We start from the raw sequence: 15,079 nt of genomic DNA, 5'->3' as shown, positions 1-15,079 counted from the left end.
TCATGAAGTTCATTCGTTTTGTTTTTGCATGTTTGTTAGTGACGACGATGGCGGCTCAAGCCAACTCGTCTTCCAAGCAGACTCTTACCCTAGACGTAAACCAAAGTACGCTAGTGTCTTTTTCTAATGAGATTGGCGATATCTTTGTCGCGGATCCAAAAATCGCTATTGTGCATTCACCCTCTTCCACTCATTTAATGGTGGCGGGCAAAGCACTGGGCTCTACCGACGTATTGGTCCTGGATGAAAGTGGCAAGGCACTAGGCCATTACGTGGTTGAAGTACAACCTGATCTCAGCAAGTTAGAGCGCGCGGTGTTTCATGCCTACCCAGGTGTTGACGTTCATTTTCAGTACCATGGTGGTTCAATTGCCGCGATAGGGGTGGTGGACAGTCCGATTCAAGTTCACGAAATCCTGACCATGGCATCAGGCTTTGCTCGTTCTTTGTTAACCGAAGAGCAGCAATCTCAGATGGCTGCAGCAAAACCGCCGGTGACCAGAGGGGGTGATTCAGCCGTGCCCGGTGGTGGTATTGGTAAATACCCGTATGCCATCAATCAACTGACCACATCGGCGAGTAACCAAGTCAATATTTCTGTACGTATTGTTGAAATGGAACGCTCGACCAGTGAACAACTGGGTTTGCGTTGGAGCTCCATTGGCAACCTGCGTTGGGGTAAGTGGGATACGCTACAAACCGCCATGGGGCTGGCGCCGGGAAATCGCTTTCCCAAGGATACCTTGCCAAGCGGCAACTCGCAGCACGGTTTGAATGCGGTGATCGATGCCTTGGTTGAAAACAGTCTGGTCAACGTGTTGGCGGAGCCTAACCTTACTGCTAAGTCTGGTGAAGCTGCGACGTTTGTCTCTGGTGGTGAATTCCCATTTCCGATCGCGACTGGTGAGGGTGAAATATCTATCGAATTCAAAAAGTTTGGTATTTCACTGGAGTTGACGCCAACGGTGCTGAGTGACAACAACATTAGCTTAACCGTTTCTCCAGAAGTATCGACGTTAAGCCGTGAGTACAGTGTCTCGGTGCAAGGGGTTGAAGTTCCTGGAATTGAAACGCGCCGTGCGACGACAACCATAGAGCTGGCAGATGGTCAGAGCTTTGCACTGGCTGGTTTGGTTCGCACTTATCAGGACCACAAAATCGAGGCTCTGCCTATTTTGGGTGAGATTCCCTTACTGGCGCCTTTGTTTAGCACCAACAGCTTTAAAAATACTGAAAGTGAATTAGTCATTATTGCCACGGCGCATATTGTTGAGCCTGTGAATGACTTATCTCAACTGAGTACACCATTGGATCACTATCGACCGGCGACACGCTTAGAACGCTTGTTATTCCAAGATATGGGCAGCTCAGAAAATTCACACACACGTCTATTTGGTCACTACGGGTATCAGTACTAATGAAAGCTTTAACAAGTCGTCCATTACTATGGGCAAGCTGTGCGTTGTTGCCTTGGATCACTGGTTGTCAGTTAACCCCTTGGGTCAGCCAAGATCCGGTGAATGCCGTCTATCAATCCGATTGGCAAAGCGAGTTCGGCATTGAGCCACGCCAAAACTACCGCAGTGATGAGCAAACACTGATCTCAACACCAAATCAGTTGGAGCAAGACATCGACCAACAAGTCTTGGGCTTATTGCAAACCCAAGAACGCGGTGCACTGCGAATAGAAATCCAAGGCGAGCCACTGGCAGATGCTCTAGTGGCACACCTAAAACAAAAGTACGCACAAACCCTTTTAGAGACCGATGTGATTGTTGAATCAAACGGGCTATCTGGCTCAGGCGTACAAGTGTACTTGTCGACCAAATTGCAGATTGGAACTTGTCGTTATTCAAAAGTGAATTACCGCGTATCGAGCAAGATCTGCGAAACCTACCGAAATCGCTACGTCAGCTTAGTGAATCACGATCGCTGGGTGTCTCCGGCTGAGCTTGAGAGCGATACCGCTTTGGATTCAGGTGCGGTGCAGCGTTTGTATGACAACCAAATTAAGTTTGCTGAAAAGCAGCAAGTAACAGGGGAATAACGGATGTCTGATAACCTCATTTCCTTGGTCGGATTTGCCGCTGATGTTGAAACCCAACAGCGATTAGCACAGTTGGCAGATAGCCTTGCTCCCCAACATATCGAAGTAAAAAAAGGTGATTTGGACAAAGTCATCGAATGGTGCGGCAAAAATAGCGCGCCAGAAATTTTGATTGTTGATGCCGGGAACTGCGTCAACCTAGAAGGGCAATTGCGACGCTTGGCCAACTATTTGTCTCCTACGACCCAGTTGATTGTATTGGGTGAGCAAAGTGATGTTGCTCTGTATCGCAGCTTAATGTTCGCCGGTGTCGGCGATTACCACAGTAAACCGCTTGATGTGGATGCAATGCGCCTGAGCATCATGCATTTGCAAGGGCACTCAGTGAATGCACCCATCCGCAAAGGCAAAGTGGTCGCTGTTGTCGGCACAGGCGGTGGATTGGGAGTCAGTACCATTGCCAGCAATTTGGCATTTTGTTTTGCCGAAAAACAAAAGCAGCATGTGGCGCTTTTGGATCTCAATTTGTACCACAGTCAGCACCCAATTTTATTGGGGGCGGACTACGAGCCTCACCTTAAAAAGTTGATTGGCGATGCCAACCGAATTGATGCCACATTACTGGCGCACAGTAGCCAAGAAATCAGTCCGCGTTTGCATGCGTTTTATGATGAAAACCAGTTTTTGAACTCAGACCAAGAAGCACAATTATCTCAATGCATCACCGCGTTGGCCGAGCATTACGGTACCGTCACTTTGGATATCCCAAACCTGACTCAGAGCGCAAACCTTGAGTTGGTGCAGCAAGCGGATATCTGTCTCCTGGTGACCGACTACAGTTTAAGCAGTTTACGCATGATAAAAAAACTGCAGTCCCAGTTAGTTACAACCAGACAACGTCTGCTTGTGGTGGCGAATCAAAGCCGAGATAACAAAGGTCGCGCACCCAAAGCCGAGTTTGAAAAAGCACTAGAAAGTAGCATCAGCTTTGAACTGCCGTTTGATAGTAAAGGCCTTGCTAAATCTGAAGCTTTGGGCAAACCGCTGGTCTTACAAAGCAGCAAGCTAGGTAAAAAGCTAACTAAGCTGGCCACCTTTGTTGTCGGTTCGGTGGAGTAGTTGGGTTAAATGATGTTTAACACACAGATGAAGATGTCGGATAGCCGCTCCAACAAGCTGTTTTCTATGTCGGATGAAGCTAAAAGCGCATTCTATGAGTTGGTTGACCCTTCGGTCTCCGCCTCACTTTCACGCGATGAGTTATTGCCGAGAGTCAAAGAGGCATTGGCTGCCGTGTCGGCGAAAAAACTATTGCCGTACAACGCGCAAGAGCTGGCGGTTCTAGCTCAGCAGCAAGTGGATGAAATGGTCGGCATTGGTCCGATCCAACCACTACTCGAAGACCCCGAAGTATCGGATATTTTGGTGAATGGTCCAGACACCATCTATGTTGAGCGCAGAGGTAAGCTAGAAAAAACCAATATTCGTTTTCGCGATAAAAAGCACGTATTGAACGTGGCACAGCGTATCGTGAATGCGCTAGGTCGCCGCGTGGATGAGTCCAACCCTATGGTGGACGCCAGACTCGCCGACGGTAGCCGCGTTAACGTGATAGCTCCACCACTGGCATTGCACGGGACCTGTATCTCAATCCGAAAATTTCCGGAAAGTAAACTCATGCTGAGTAACTTAGTGCAAAACGCCAGTTTGTCTCAGCCTATGGCAGATTTCTTAGCCATTGCCACTTATTGCCGCAGCAACATCTTGGTTTCCGGCGGTACTGGATCGGGTAAAACCACCTTGTTAAATGCGTTAAGTCGACACATCAGTGACGATGAACGGATTTTGACTATCGAAGATGCCGCGGAGCTACGTTTAGCTCAGCCGCATTGGGTTCCTTTGGAAACCCGTAACGCCAGTACTGAAGGCAACGGCGAAGTCACAGTTCGTGATCTAGTAAAAAACGCCCTGCGGATGCGACCAGATCGTATTGTGTTGGGTGAAGTACGCGGCGCAGAAGCGTTCGACATGTTGCAAGCCATGAATACTGGTCACGATGGTTCCTTGTGTACACTGCATGCCAACAACCCAGAAGATGCCATAGTTCGTTTGACCAATATGTTGCAAATGGGTGGCGAGCGCCTTTCGGACACCATTATTCGCAGTCAAATTGTCAGTGCCATTGATTTGGTGGTGCAGTTAGAGCGAATGCGTGACGGCCAGCGCCGCATCACTGCGATCAGTGAAGTGGTGGGTGTTGATGGCGAGCACATAATATTGAGCCCTGTGTTTAAGTTTGAGCTTTCTTATGCGGATGCCACGCAGATTCAAGGCGACTATCGCGCGTTTTCGGTGTCGGAAGAGCTTCAGCACAAAGCCGCCCATTTTGGTCAGCAGCAGCAATTGGTTGCTGCAGTGGAGCAGGCGCTATGACAGTGCTATTGGTGAGTGTTGCGATTGGCGTGTTGATTATCGCCGCAGTTTGGCGCTACGAGCGTCAACGGGAAGCGTGGCAAAAACAGCTTAGTCGTTATGCGTATCAAACCCAAAAACAAGACGAAAAAGACGTGCAATTTTGGGAGCATTGGGCGTGGTTTCAAAACCTGCAAACCTTCGCTTCTCCCGCTCAAATTCGCAAGTGGGCAACGTTTTCAGCGGCAGCACTTGTCGTGGCACCGGGTGTACTCATTGCCAATAGCATGACGCCATTAGTCGCTATCTCCTTGTCCACCACCAGTATTGTTCTGCTCTTAGTGTTTGGCTATGCGCAATTACAGCAAAAGGCCATGGACGCCTTTCGCGATCAACTTCCCGACATCATAGACGGATTAATTCGCGCCCTGCGAGTGGGTGCGCCCATGGTGGATGTCTTGGATGAGATGGCGATGCAGCAATCTGGTGTCGCGTCCCGCGTTTTTAAGCGCATGCACGATGAGCTCAAAGTTGGGCAAACCCTGTCTGATGTTATGTCTCAAGCGTCGTCAAGAATGCCAATTGCTGAATTTCGATTTTTAACCATAGTGCTGAGTTTGCAGCAAGAGACCGGGGGACGATTGACTGGTGTATTAGAACGCTTGGGTCACACCCTTCGCGCTCGCGCAGAACTGGCCGCCAGTATTCAAACCATTACCTCAGAATCGCGAAACTCGGCCAAGGTGTTAGCCGCATTACCTGTGTTGGTGTGTTTAGTTCTATTTAGTACCGGTCGCGAACACTTTGATTTTTTGATGACCTCAAGCGGTGGTCAATTGGTCATGGCGTATGTCATTGCCAGTGTCTTGTTGGGATTGGTGATTATTCGCCGCATGACACAGCTTAGAGGGTAACCGTGATGAACCTATCCCCTGACTTAATTTTGTTGTTTGTCGCGCTGTTTTTGGTGGTGTTAGCAGTGCTGATGATGATACTTGGCGCCGAAGAGCAAAAACAAAGCTGGCATAGACAAAGCCAGCGTTATCGGCATATCTCAAGCGACACCGCGCGATCGATTGAGCAAAACGACCGCGACTTTTTTGCCACATTAGGTCTGGCGTATCCCGTGTCTGAAAAAGAGTCGGTTCGCTTAGCGCAATTGGTGGAACAAGCGGGGGTGCGTGCTAAACGCAGTGTGGAACGAGTGCGCGGCGCTAAGCTGTTGTTGGGTGTTGGTAGCATGTTGGCGCTGGCAGCTTGGCAATGGTTTAAAGGTGAAAGCTTCGACTTCGCTACCCTTGCGATGGTGTTGGTGGCTTATGTTCTCGGCTCGAATTTACCGGAATATTGGTTGAAGAAACGAGCGGGGCAAAAAAAGGCCGCGCAACAAGAAGTGGTGCCCGATGCCATCGACCTTATGGTGATCAGTATTGAAGCGGGACTCTCGCTGGAACGTTCTCTGCAAAAAGTAGGTGAGTACTTACACGACGTAGAGCCAACATTATCCGCTCAGTTTTTGCGTACTCATTCAGAAATACAAGTGATGGGTGACGCGGCTGAGTGCTTGAAAAAACTAGCGTGGCGCACGGGGTCGGAAGAGTTGGAGCGATTGGCCAACACCTTAGCGCTGGCGCAGCGTTACGGCTCACCACTTGCCGAAACGATGCGCAGTATAAGCAGCGATGCCAGACAAATGCGCAAAATGAACCTGCAAGAGCAAGCTGGTAAATTGCCCGGCCGCATCACTCTGATCCAGATGGCTTTTATCATGCTGCCCCTGATGGTGCTGATCATCGCACCAACCATGAACCTACTGTTAGATAGTTTACGATGACCAGAATGAGCCGTGTGGGTTTCTCCGCACAACAGTTAGCCACTTTAGTTCGCGTTGTATTGATGTCGTTAGCCGTGCTGGCGTTATCGGCTTGCACCACAAGCCATAAAGTCAAACAACACAGTCAAGACAACATCCGGACCTTGGCGCAAGCGTCGTTTGATTACGGGCAGTTTGATAAAGCATTAAAGCAGTATCAGCAGTTAGTGGATATTGATAGCAGCGATCACCATGCCCAGTTGATGTGGGCACGCAGCCAATACGCGCTCGGTAAAAAAGAAACGGCGATTCAGCGCTTAGCTGAATTGGAGCCGACCGATTCTGAGGTTGCGGTTGAGGTTGCCACGTACCTAGGACGTTTTTTGTTAAACGCCAACCGCAATGCACAAGCGGTGCAAGTGTATCAAGACGGGCTGCAAGCCGCTCAGTCACCCGAGCAACAGGCGCTGCTTTCAAATGGTTTAGGCGTCTCTCTGTTGGAAACGGATGTCGCAGCCGCGCAACATGCATTTTCTAATGCCATCTTGTGGCAGCCAGATAATCCGGACTATCGCAGTAACTTAGCCTTGAGCTGGCTATTGCAGGGTGACACGGCAAAAGCCAGACAAGCATTTACACCTTTGCTCAGTTATCAAAACTGGCCGGTCAAAGTTGAGCTTAACTTTGCCATGTTGTTGATCGCTGAAGGCAAGTTTGATCAAGCACGAGACATTTTGGCGCGCCATCTACCAGTCAGCGAAGTTGAACGTGATATGCGATTGCTCGCCACTCGCCTTCAGGTGTCCCATGACTAAACGTTGTCGAGGCTCGGTGTCCTTAGAAATGGCCTTACTACTGCCCGCATTTTTGGCCGTGGTATTGATGACATTTGATGTCGCGCGAATTCATTTGCAGTTTGGGCTACTGGATCATGGGCTCAGACAAACCTTACGTAGCTTGGCAACCGTGCAGCATGAAACGGAGCAATCTGAGTCAGCTGAGCGAATCAAAGCATTGATTAAAAAGCATGGTTACGGCTATTTGGATCAGGTGTCAGTCAAAATTGAACGTTTTGACTCATTGGAAACCATGGTTGGTGCGAACACAAAAGATGAGACGGGAACGGAAATTTTCCGTCCGTCTGATCCAGTGTTTCGGGTGACCGCCAGTTTGGATACCGAATTTAGTTTTATTCCTATGGAATTGGTCGAGCAGCGAACACAAACCTTGAGCAGCACGCTGATTTTGTCACGGGACCTACTACTAAAATGAAGCGCTACTCTTTTTTACATCAGCGTGGCGCCGTCAGTATCGAATTCGCAATTATTATTCCCGTAATGCTGATGATTTTGGTCGCCAGTAACGAACTGCTGCGCATTGTGCGCGTTGAACTGCGAGTTACTAACCTCACGCAAAACATCGTCGAGATGGTGGGTAAGCGCCGCATTCTGACTCGCGACAACAATATTGACCAGTTACCGTTTTTTGTCGACTACGCCGACCAAAGCCTGAGCAAGATTGTTGACGGTAAGGCAAGCATGGTGGTGTCGCTGCACGATGCGGAATCACAGCAAACCATAGAACTATTAAGACATGGCAATTGCCCGGGAACGTTTCGTTGGCCTCAGCTGGGGATTGCTAGTTTAGTCGGCGTACGCTTGTGTTTTCAGCCAAGTTCAGAGATTCGCTCAAATGCCATTTGGTCGTTGTGGCCATCGGAGCGATTCACCATGCAAATCATTCGGGAAACCAACGGATGACGACCAAACACAATCAAAACGGCGCTTTGTCGCTGGCGGCGTTATTGTTTCTTTCCGGCATTTTGGCGTTTGTTAGTTTTGCCGTAGTAGTCATCGTCAGTGCGTCAGCGCAAAGCAAACTGCTGGGAATAGGTGACGCTGCGCTGTATTCCGCGTCGGACAGTGACTTTGCCCAGCGGGACTCGTTTGAGGTAAGCAAAGGCAATACACCGCCTGACAGTACTAGGCTAGCGGATGTGAATGTCAATATCGTAAAGGGCAACAAAACGGCACATGCTCGCGTACAAGGCAAAGTGGATGCGGAAAGCTTGAGTATGAGCCAAGACTTGTTTGACGAAAAAGTCGTCTTAACTCGAGATGTCGAGACGGCGGTGTATAGCACGACTTTAGAAATCGTCGTGATGCTAGACGTCTCCGATTCCATGAGTGGTAAACCCATGGAACAGGCTAAAAAAGCGCTACAAGATTTCGCGGAAGTACTCTACGCCAACGCCCGCCGCAACAACAATCGGGTGATCAGTATTGTGCCATCGACAGGCATGATCAATATCGGTCACTATCCGCAGTTTTTTACCAAAGGGTCATTGCAGTTTCCTGTTGGATTGCGTCCGCTTGCTATTGAGCAAGGCTGGCGGAGTTTTCTTGACAAGCGCGTACCCGGACGCGGGCGTGATGCCTATTGTCCACAGTTGGCGGAACACACGGACGGCGTTGTGCGCGCCAGTGGCGTCACGCCAACTTGGATTCGCTTATTGGAGCGCTCTCCTAAAGCCAACGACATCGTGTTGAGTTATTCAGTAAAAGAACCAGATATCAGCGAGTATCGCGACGGCACCGAGTTAGCGCGTTTTTATCATTCCCAAAACCGTAAGCCCTATGATGAAAACAAAAAACAATACAAAGGTTTGTTTGATCACCCTGCGTGTGGAGTCAGTCGAATCCAACCCTTGATGACTCGTAAAAAAGATTTTCTCAATGCACTGGATACCTTGTATTCCGAGTTTGATACCAACAATGCGGAAGGTGTGCTGTGGGCATGGCGATTGTTGTCACCCGAATGGCGCGGGTTGTGGGATAGACAACAACCAGATTTACCAAGAGCGTACAGTGATGTCACCAATCGCAAAGTGATGTTGTTGTTTACCGATGGTGAAAACACCGGAGACAAGGCTTTAGTCGACAAAAAACAAATTGCTTTGTGTCGTGAGATGCGCCGCAAAGGGATTCAGGTTGTGGGTATTGATTTCAACCACAGATCGGGCGTGGTGCAAGCGTGTGCTTCGGACAATATGTATTTCAAAGCAACAAACCGAACAATTCGCACTGTTTTGCAGAACGTCGCACACACCTTAGACAAGATTGAACTAACACAATAATAAAAGTGAGAAAGTCGATGGCATATCGCAAAGAACAACTTGAGCGGCTACCCGCTCGTATTGAAGCATTTATTGAGCGTTTCTCAACCGCGCAATTGGGGACAGTCGATAGCAATGGTGCGCCTTTGGCAAGCTATGGGCCGTTTGTCCGTATCGAAAACGATTTTGTGATGTTACTCAGCACTGTGTCTAAACACGCTCGCAACTTACAAGCGGTACCTCAAGCGTCTCTGATGTTAGTGGAATCGGAAGAAAGCGCCAAAACTGTGTTTGCTCGCGAACGCTTGGTGATTGAAAGCCAAGTCGAGCACATCAACAAACACTCAGAAGCCGCCGAGCCTCTCAAAGCCGCCATGCTGAACAAATTTGGTGACATTATTGAGCAGCTGTGCGGGATGAAAGATTTCGATTTTTATCGTTTCACTCCGGTATCAGGCAACTACGTAAAAGGTTTTGGTCAGGCGTTTTCTCTCAATCACGAATTGAAGATGGCAGAACACCTAACAGAAGGCCACACCAAAGAAGCCGACGGTTCAAAAATTGTAGCGGAAGAACAAGCGGCCTAGTCACGCTTAAAAGGATATCAAGTATGCGTCGTATCATGTTGATGGGGTTGGGTTGGTTGTTTGTCGGGCTTGGCACCTTGGGGGCTTTATTGCCGTTGTTGCCGACCACTCCGTTTATTTTGGTTGCGGCGCTGTGTTTTACTCATTCCAGCCCCAGACTTAAGGCCTGGCTCAAAGGTCACAAGTTGTTTAAACCCATTTTTAACACGTTTGGTTCGGGGCAGCGTTTGAGTCGACGTCATCGATTCGGCATTTTTTTGCTTGGTAAGTCAATGATGCTATTTGGTATCTTTGCCGCGAAAGACAACCCTCATCTGCAGTTCTGGTTTGGCGTTGCCATTGTGCTGGAAGCGTTTGTATTGGCGTTTTGGAATCGCTTTCCAGTGTGGAAGAAGCGTTGGCAGAGAAGGCGCAGTGTGTCTATTCAAAGTTAGTCCCCATTAGTGGGAAACCATCTACTGAACCTGCTGACAATGTATCAGCAGGTCTTATAAAGAAAGTAAATCAGCCGCCTAATTGTCTTTTTGGAGCAACACGATGTGCGGTTTAAGTTATCGGCTCATACGCCTATCTGTTTTGGTTCAAGCCAAGTTTGGAGAACCAATATGGTAGGTCCTATTCCACAACCTTGTCGCAAATGGCTGGTTTATTCCGTCGCGACCGGGATTTTTGTCATACTCGCCATAGTGGCTCAATATGGCCTAGTGAGTGTAATGCTCGCACCGGATTTTCGTCAGCATTATCTTGCTTTGGTGATGGCGTTACTGGGCTGCTTTGCGCTGCGCGCGGTTTTAATTTGGTTACACCGCCGATGTTCTTCGGAAGTGGCGTCGACCATTAAATATGAATTGCGTTCCAGCCTGTTGGATAAACTGGCGTGCATTAATCCTCGCCAAGTTACCCCGGAGCTGAGAGGGCGTCTTACCTACCTATTAGGTGAGGGTATCGAGATCCTCGACTTGTATTGGGGCCTATTTGTGCCTCAGTTCTTTATCGGCTTGATTGGTCCACTGGCTGTGTGTGTGGTGATTGCTTGTATTGACCTCACCATCGGGCTGACTCTGCTGCTACTAATTCCGCTGATACCTGCCATTTTAATGTTGGTTTTCAAACGCTTTGCCAAAGTGAGCGAGCAATACAAATCCAACTTGGCATCGCTGACTGAGGTATTTACCCAAAGCCTTCATGGGTTGCCGATACTCAAATTGTATGGCTATTCCAAGCTTTGGGGGCAAGGAATCGAAGTGCAAGGCAAGAGCTTACGTCAAGCGACCATGTCTTTGCTTAAAACCAATCAATTGGTGATCTTGTTGGTCGACTTATTGTTTTCGTTGGGAACCGTCATTGCCGCCAGTGGACTGGCTTTGTGGCAGTTTCAGCATCAACACATCAGCGCGGCGCAAGCGTTGTTTATTGTTCTGGCGAGTATCGAGTTGATTCGACCATTGTCGCTGATGGGCGCGTTTTTCTTCGCAGGTGCTCTAGGTCGAGACGTCCAAAAAAATATCCAACATACGTTAGCTTTGGATGAAACGCCGCGTTATCCGAAACCTTGCGACGATACCGTGTTAACACTAAGCTATGTCAGCTTTGCTTATGCCAATCGCGCTTCCATTGTTGAGCAAGCCAACTTGTCAATAAATAAAGGTGAGCTGGTGGTGTTGACCGGTAAGAGCGGCAGCGGCAAATCCACCTTGTTTAAATTGATTCAAGGTCACCTCAGTGCAGAGCAGGGTGATATCTTTGCCGCGCCATTTCGAGTGCTGCAGCAAATGCCTTATTTGTTTCAACAAACACTGCAAGACAATACCACTCTGGGTGCTGATATTTCAGCAAAGACGCTGGAACAAATACTGGAAAACCTGCATCTCAATCAAGAATTGGCGAGCGAACACAAAGAAGCACTCAGCGAAGGAGGCCAGAGTGTATCCGGTGGACAGGGGGCGCGTTTGAGCCTGGCCCGCGCTTTGGTAAATCGGGCAGAGCTGTATTTGATCGACGAACCGACACGCCAGCTCGATACAGTAAATGAACAAAGGGTAATTCAACAACTTCAAAGCCTTAAAAGCGAAGCTGGCGTGTTAGTCATCAGCCATTCTGAGGCGCTGATACACAGTGCCGACCGCATTCTCACATTACGTGATGGTCAGTTGTTCGAAGTGGAGGCTGCCAGATGTTAAAGACACTATTTTGTTATGCGCGTCCTTTTTGGCCCTATCTCTCCGCATCCTTATTGTGCCGAGTCGTGAATCAGATTGGCGGTATCTTGCTGTTGTTGGTCGCGGCGTATCAATCACAACGGTTGTTTGCTGGCGAAACTATAGTCTGGTGGTCTGAACTGGTGATGCCGTTACTGCTCATTGGCGTGGTTAAAGCGGTATGTCGATATCTTGAGCAGTTATTGGGACACAATGCTGCATTTTCCATTCAAGAAGATCTTCGCAATCAAGTCTATTGGCAGTTAGAACAGAGAGCGCCGGATAATATGCGCGATTTGTCCAGTGGAGAGGTAACGGCAAGAGTGGTGGCTGACATCGAGCGTGTCGAAGTATTTTATGCGCACACCCTGGTTCCCGTTTTATCCGCTGTGATTGTTTCGGTGTGCGTCGTGTTCTTGATGGCCCAGATTCAAGGCGTTGCAATGGCAATTGCGTTAACAAGCTTGTTGGCGTTAGTGGGCGCCGTTCTACCTTTTTGGCATTTAACAAAGCTATATGTTCGAGGGGCACAGTTGCGTCATGACTTTGGGGTGTTTAATCAATCGTTGACCGATGCGGTTAATGGTTTAGAGGAGATCCAAAACTGGCGCTGTATGCATTGGTTTAAAACGTCGCTACTAGAAAAAAGTGCTAAGTTGCAAAACGCTCATCAAGCGTTGGCACAACAAAGCGGTGTGAAAGATGTACTGACAGATGGCGTGATCGCCATGGGCTTTGTCCTACTCGCAATATTGTGGGGGACTGATCAGCTATCCCAGCCAGATGATCTCGCGTTGGTTTTGGTGTTATTGGCGGCGGCGTTTGGTCCTGTATTGGCGCTCAACCGCACATTTGAAGACTTGCCGCAAACCTTGCCGGCGTGTCGTCGAGTGTTTGAATTGATTGAGCCCAGCCGTTCATTGCCTAGCTATCAATCCTTACACTCTTCTTTCGAGTGGGAGTTATCCAGTTCACTCAGGTTACAGGGCGCCCTAAAGCGTTATTCAGTCGAAGGTGATCCCGTGTTAGATATTGAATCACTCGAATTTAACCAAGGGCAGCATTGGCTGATCACAGGAATGAGTGGCAGCGGTAAAACCACACTGCTAAAAGTTTTGGCCGCTATAGAGCCTCTGGAATCTGGCGAGCTGCTCGTAAATGGTGATTCCATTGATAGTTCCAATCGGGATAGCTGGTGGTCTCAGCTGGCTTACATACCCCAAAAACCCGTGATATTGCCAACGTCGCTGCGCGACAACTTGTGTTTTGGCTACGCCATCTGCGATAAACAGTTGGTAGATGTGCTAAATATTGTAGAACTGACTGAGTTTTATGCTGAGTTGGAGCAGGGGTTAGACACTCCTTTGGGACTTAATGGTGCTCGAGTTAGTGGTGGCGAAGCGCAAAGAATAGCGTTAGCGCGAGCGCTGGTTCGTCAGCCCAACGTGTTTGTACTCGATGAGGCTTTTAGTGCCTTGGATACACAAACAGAGCGCACTTTGCGCGACAACCTCGCTCTTTATTTCGAAAATGCCTTGATTCTTGAGGTGTGCCACAAGTCGACAATCCATCGACCGCATCAGACACTGACGTTAAAAGCCGGACGAATAGTCAAAGAACTAGAGAGTGAAACGGTCGCTTGTTAAGCGATCATTCAATGAGAAACAAAAAACTCGGCCCAAAGCCGAGTTTTTTCACATTTTAAGGGTTTGATTTACAGATCTTTAATCATGTAATCGATGGCTGCGATGATTTCATCATCCGAGCAGTCCATACAAGTGCCGCGAGCAGGCATGGCGTTGAAGCCTTCGATCGCGTGCTTGTTGACTGTGTCACGACCAGCAGCAAGTCGTGCATCCCAATCCGCCTTTACGCCAGTTTTTGGCGCGCCGCTAACACCGATTGAGTGACAAGCTGAACAAAAGGTATTGTAGACGGCATCACCAGTACGCGGACCTGTCGCAACTTCTACTACAGGCTCTTCACCTGCTAAATAGACACTGCCAACCGGTTTAGTGCGCTCAGCGATAGCGTCGTATTCTTCTTGGCTAATATTGGCAGCAAAAGATGTTGCGGAAAAGGTTAAGGCTGCGACCAATAGGGTAACTAGTTTACGAGACATATCCATTAACTCACTTTACAAGACCAGAAGAGCAAGTTCGTGCTTGCCCGTTATTGTGTATTGAATAATGTTTAGCCAAAAAACACGGCTATATCAACAATATTTATAGGTGATTATATATGCTAAATTTGTTGCAAGAAACTACAAGTTGTTCGCTTCAAGCTTTATATCACAACTATTTAACGTTACTTATCGGCATTTGATGCCCAAAAAGGCAGCAAACGGGAAAAAAAGTACAAAAAAAACTAGACGACTAAATGTGATATACGTATTATTCCACTCCGCCGATAGGGCATGCGCCCGTAGCTCAGCTGGATAGAGCGTTGGCCTCCGGAGCCAAAGGTCGAAGGTTCAAATCCTTTCGGGCGTGCCATTTCCCGGAGGATGCATCGGTTATACTCAATGGTGGCTATAGCTCAGTTGGTAGAGCCCCGGATTGTGATTCCGGTTGTCGCGGGTTCAAGTCCCGTTAGCCACCCCATTTCCTTTGCGAAAAACGTGCTTATGTAGTGAACGTTTACGGGAAAATGGCGTATAAGCCCTGGAAAAACGGCAAAAAATCGTCGGTGAATAGCGCAGCCTGGTAGCGCATCTGGTTTGGGACCAGAGGGTCGGGGGTTCGAATCCCTCTTCACCGACCACTATTTAAGTGGTTTGGATTCAAATACGAATCGAAGTCACGGCGAAAGCCAAAAAAACAAAATTGATGGTGGCTATAGCTCAGTTGGTAGAGCCCCGGATTGTGATTCCGGTTGTCGCGGGTTCAAGTCCCGTTAGCCACCCCA

Annotated in this window: 15 protein-coding genes and 4 tRNA genes; 18 read left to right on the top strand and 1 reads right to left on the bottom strand. The window is 48.6% G+C overall.

Annotation, left to right across the window (positions count from 1 at the left end):
• The first annotated feature begins 2 nt into the window (after positions 1–2).
• The 14 genes from ACXAFJ_RS20070 to ACXAFJ_RS20005 all read left to right on the top strand — a co-directional run bounded on the left by ACXAFJ_RS20070 (position 3) and on the right by ACXAFJ_RS20005 (position 13,818).
• Positions 3–1,418 (top strand): type II and III secretion system protein family protein, encoded by a 1,416-nt coding sequence (locus tag ACXAFJ_RS20070; protein ID WP_475325931.1) that lies wholly within the window; start codon positions 3–5, stop codon positions 1,416–1,418.
• The gene (locus ACXAFJ_RS20065; RefSeq protein ID WP_475325930.1) at positions 1,418–2,047 is read left to right on the top strand and encodes a hypothetical protein; all 630 of its coding nucleotides are present in this window, start codon (positions 1,418–1,420) and stop codon (positions 2,045–2,047) included. The genes ACXAFJ_RS20070 and ACXAFJ_RS20065 overlap by 1 nt, the downstream gene beginning before the upstream one ends.
• Positions 2,048–2,050: 3 nt before the next feature.
• A complete protein-coding gene (locus ACXAFJ_RS20060; RefSeq protein WP_475325929.1) occupies positions 2,051–3,166 on the top strand; it encodes a CpaE/TadZ family protein in 1,116 nt (371 codons plus the stop codon).
• A 12-nt stretch (positions 3,167–3,178) separates the two neighbouring features.
• Positions 3,179–4,480, top strand: a complete 1,302-nt coding sequence (locus tag ACXAFJ_RS20055; RefSeq protein ID WP_475325927.1) for a CpaF family protein — start codon at positions 3,179–3,181, stop codon at positions 4,478–4,480.
• On the top strand, positions 4,477–5,373 hold the full coding sequence (locus ACXAFJ_RS20050; protein ID WP_475325926.1) for a type II secretion system F family protein: 897 nt from the start codon (positions 4,477–4,479) through the stop codon (positions 5,371–5,373). Before ACXAFJ_RS20055 ends, ACXAFJ_RS20050 begins: the two co-directional genes overlap by 4 nt.
• Before the next feature lie 5 nt (positions 5,374–5,378).
• Complete coding sequence (locus ACXAFJ_RS20045; RefSeq protein WP_475325925.1) at positions 5,379–6,293, top strand: type II secretion system F family protein; 915 nt, start codon at positions 5,379–5,381, stop codon at positions 6,291–6,293.
• 5 nt (positions 6,294–6,298) lie between these two features.
• Positions 6,299–7,087: a tetratricopeptide repeat protein gene (locus tag ACXAFJ_RS20040; RefSeq protein ID WP_475325923.1), complete on the top strand. Its 789-nt coding sequence runs from the start codon at positions 6,299–6,301 to the stop codon at positions 7,085–7,087.
• Positions 7,080–7,544: a TadE/TadG family type IV pilus assembly protein gene (locus tag ACXAFJ_RS20035; RefSeq protein ID WP_475325922.1), complete on the top strand. Its 465-nt coding sequence runs from the start codon at positions 7,080–7,082 to the stop codon at positions 7,542–7,544. Before ACXAFJ_RS20040 ends, ACXAFJ_RS20035 begins: the two co-directional genes overlap by 8 nt.
• Complete coding sequence (locus ACXAFJ_RS20030; protein WP_475325921.1) at positions 7,541–8,032, top strand: TadE/TadG family type IV pilus assembly protein; 492 nt, start codon at positions 7,541–7,543, stop codon at positions 8,030–8,032. Before ACXAFJ_RS20035 ends, ACXAFJ_RS20030 begins: the two co-directional genes overlap by 4 nt.
• Complete coding sequence (locus tag ACXAFJ_RS20025; RefSeq protein WP_475325919.1) at positions 8,029–9,408, top strand: VWA domain-containing protein; 1,380 nt, start codon at positions 8,029–8,031, stop codon at positions 9,406–9,408. Before ACXAFJ_RS20030 ends, ACXAFJ_RS20025 begins: the two co-directional genes overlap by 4 nt.
• Before the next feature lie 17 nt (positions 9,409–9,425).
• Complete coding sequence (locus ACXAFJ_RS20020) at positions 9,426–9,974, top strand: HugZ family pyridoxamine 5'-phosphate oxidase (protein WP_475325918.1); 549 nt, start codon at positions 9,426–9,428, stop codon at positions 9,972–9,974.
• 23 nt (positions 9,975–9,997) lie between these two features.
• Positions 9,998–10,408, top strand: coding sequence for a YbaN family protein (locus tag ACXAFJ_RS20015; RefSeq protein ID WP_475325917.1), 411 nt, complete (start codon positions 9,998–10,000; stop codon positions 10,406–10,408).
• Positions 10,409–10,579: 171 nt separating this feature from the next.
• The gene (locus ACXAFJ_RS20010) at positions 10,580–12,154 is read left to right on the top strand and encodes an ATP-binding cassette domain-containing protein (RefSeq protein WP_475325915.1); all 1,575 of its coding nucleotides are present in this window, start codon (positions 10,580–10,582) and stop codon (positions 12,152–12,154) included.
• Positions 12,148–13,818, top strand: coding sequence for an amino acid ABC transporter ATP-binding/permease protein (locus ACXAFJ_RS20005; protein WP_475325914.1), 1,671 nt, complete (start codon positions 12,148–12,150; stop codon positions 13,816–13,818). Before ACXAFJ_RS20010 ends, ACXAFJ_RS20005 begins: the two co-directional genes overlap by 7 nt.
• A gap of 68 nt (positions 13,819–13,886) precedes the next feature.
• Here the strand turns inward: ACXAFJ_RS20005 and ACXAFJ_RS20000 are convergent, their stop codons facing one another.
• The gene (locus ACXAFJ_RS20000; protein ID WP_475325913.1) at positions 13,887–14,300 is read right to left on the bottom strand and encodes a c-type cytochrome; all 414 of its coding nucleotides are present in this window, start codon (positions 14,298–14,300) and stop codon (positions 13,887–13,889) included.
• Positions 14,301–14,590: 290 nt separating this feature from the next.
• Between ACXAFJ_RS20000 and ACXAFJ_RS19995 the strand changes: the two genes are divergently transcribed.
• The 4 genes from ACXAFJ_RS19995 (at position 14,591) to ACXAFJ_RS19980 (ending at position 15,079) form a co-directional block, all read left to right on the top strand.
• Positions 14,591–14,667: transfer RNA gene (locus ACXAFJ_RS19995), tRNA-Arg, on the top strand.
• 32 nt (positions 14,668–14,699) lie between these two features.
• A tRNA-His gene (locus ACXAFJ_RS19990) sits at positions 14,700–14,775 on the top strand.
• An 83-nt stretch (positions 14,776–14,858) separates the two neighbouring features.
• Positions 14,859–14,935 (top strand) — tRNA-Pro (locus ACXAFJ_RS19985).
• Between the two features lie 68 nt (positions 14,936–15,003).
• Positions 15,004–15,079: transfer RNA gene (locus ACXAFJ_RS19980), tRNA-His, on the top strand.

The sequence above is a fragment of the Vibrio sp. ABH4_348 genome, from assembly GCF_056159765.1.
The sequence above is the reverse complement of the archived record's forward strand: the minus strand, read 5'-3'. Positions and strand labels throughout refer to the sequence as shown.

Coding starts and splice junctions, on each gene's coding strand:
- ACXAFJ_RS20015 (WP_475325917.1), top strand. CDS start 9,998: ATGCGTCGTATCATGTTGATGGGGTTGGGTTGGTTGTTTGTCGGGCTT.
- ACXAFJ_RS20025 (WP_475325919.1), top strand. CDS start 8,029: ATGACGACCAAACACAATCAAAACGGCGCTTTGTCGCTGGCGGCGTTA.
- ACXAFJ_RS20050 (WP_475325926.1), top strand. CDS start 4,477: ATGACAGTGCTATTGGTGAGTGTTGCGATTGGCGTGTTGATTATCGCC.
- ACXAFJ_RS20065 (WP_475325930.1), top strand. CDS start 1,418: ATGAAAGCTTTAACAAGTCGTCCATTACTATGGGCAAGCTGTGCGTTG.
- ACXAFJ_RS20000 (WP_475325913.1), bottom strand. CDS start 14,300: ATGGATATGTCTCGTAAACTAGTTACCCTATTGGTCGCAGCCTTAACC.
- ACXAFJ_RS20010 (WP_475325915.1), top strand. CDS start 10,580: ATGGTAGGTCCTATTCCACAACCTTGTCGCAAATGGCTGGTTTATTCC.
- ACXAFJ_RS20045 (WP_475325925.1), top strand. CDS start 5,379: ATGAACCTATCCCCTGACTTAATTTTGTTGTTTGTCGCGCTGTTTTTG.
- ACXAFJ_RS20070 (WP_475325931.1), top strand. CDS start 3: ATGAAGTTCATTCGTTTTGTTTTTGCATGTTTGTTAGTGACGACGATG.
- ACXAFJ_RS20005 (WP_475325914.1), top strand. CDS start 12,148: ATGTTAAAGACACTATTTTGTTATGCGCGTCCTTTTTGGCCCTATCTC.
- ACXAFJ_RS20040 (WP_475325923.1), top strand. CDS start 6,299: ATGAGCCGTGTGGGTTTCTCCGCACAACAGTTAGCCACTTTAGTTCGC.
- ACXAFJ_RS20060 (WP_475325929.1), top strand. CDS start 2,051: ATGTCTGATAACCTCATTTCCTTGGTCGGATTTGCCGCTGATGTTGAA.
- ACXAFJ_RS20030 (WP_475325921.1), top strand. CDS start 7,541: ATGAAGCGCTACTCTTTTTTACATCAGCGTGGCGCCGTCAGTATCGAA.
- ACXAFJ_RS20035 (WP_475325922.1), top strand. CDS start 7,080: ATGACTAAACGTTGTCGAGGCTCGGTGTCCTTAGAAATGGCCTTACTA.
- ACXAFJ_RS20020 (WP_475325918.1), top strand. CDS start 9,426: ATGGCATATCGCAAAGAACAACTTGAGCGGCTACCCGCTCGTATTGAA.
- ACXAFJ_RS20055 (WP_475325927.1), top strand. CDS start 3,179: ATGTTTAACACACAGATGAAGATGTCGGATAGCCGCTCCAACAAGCTG.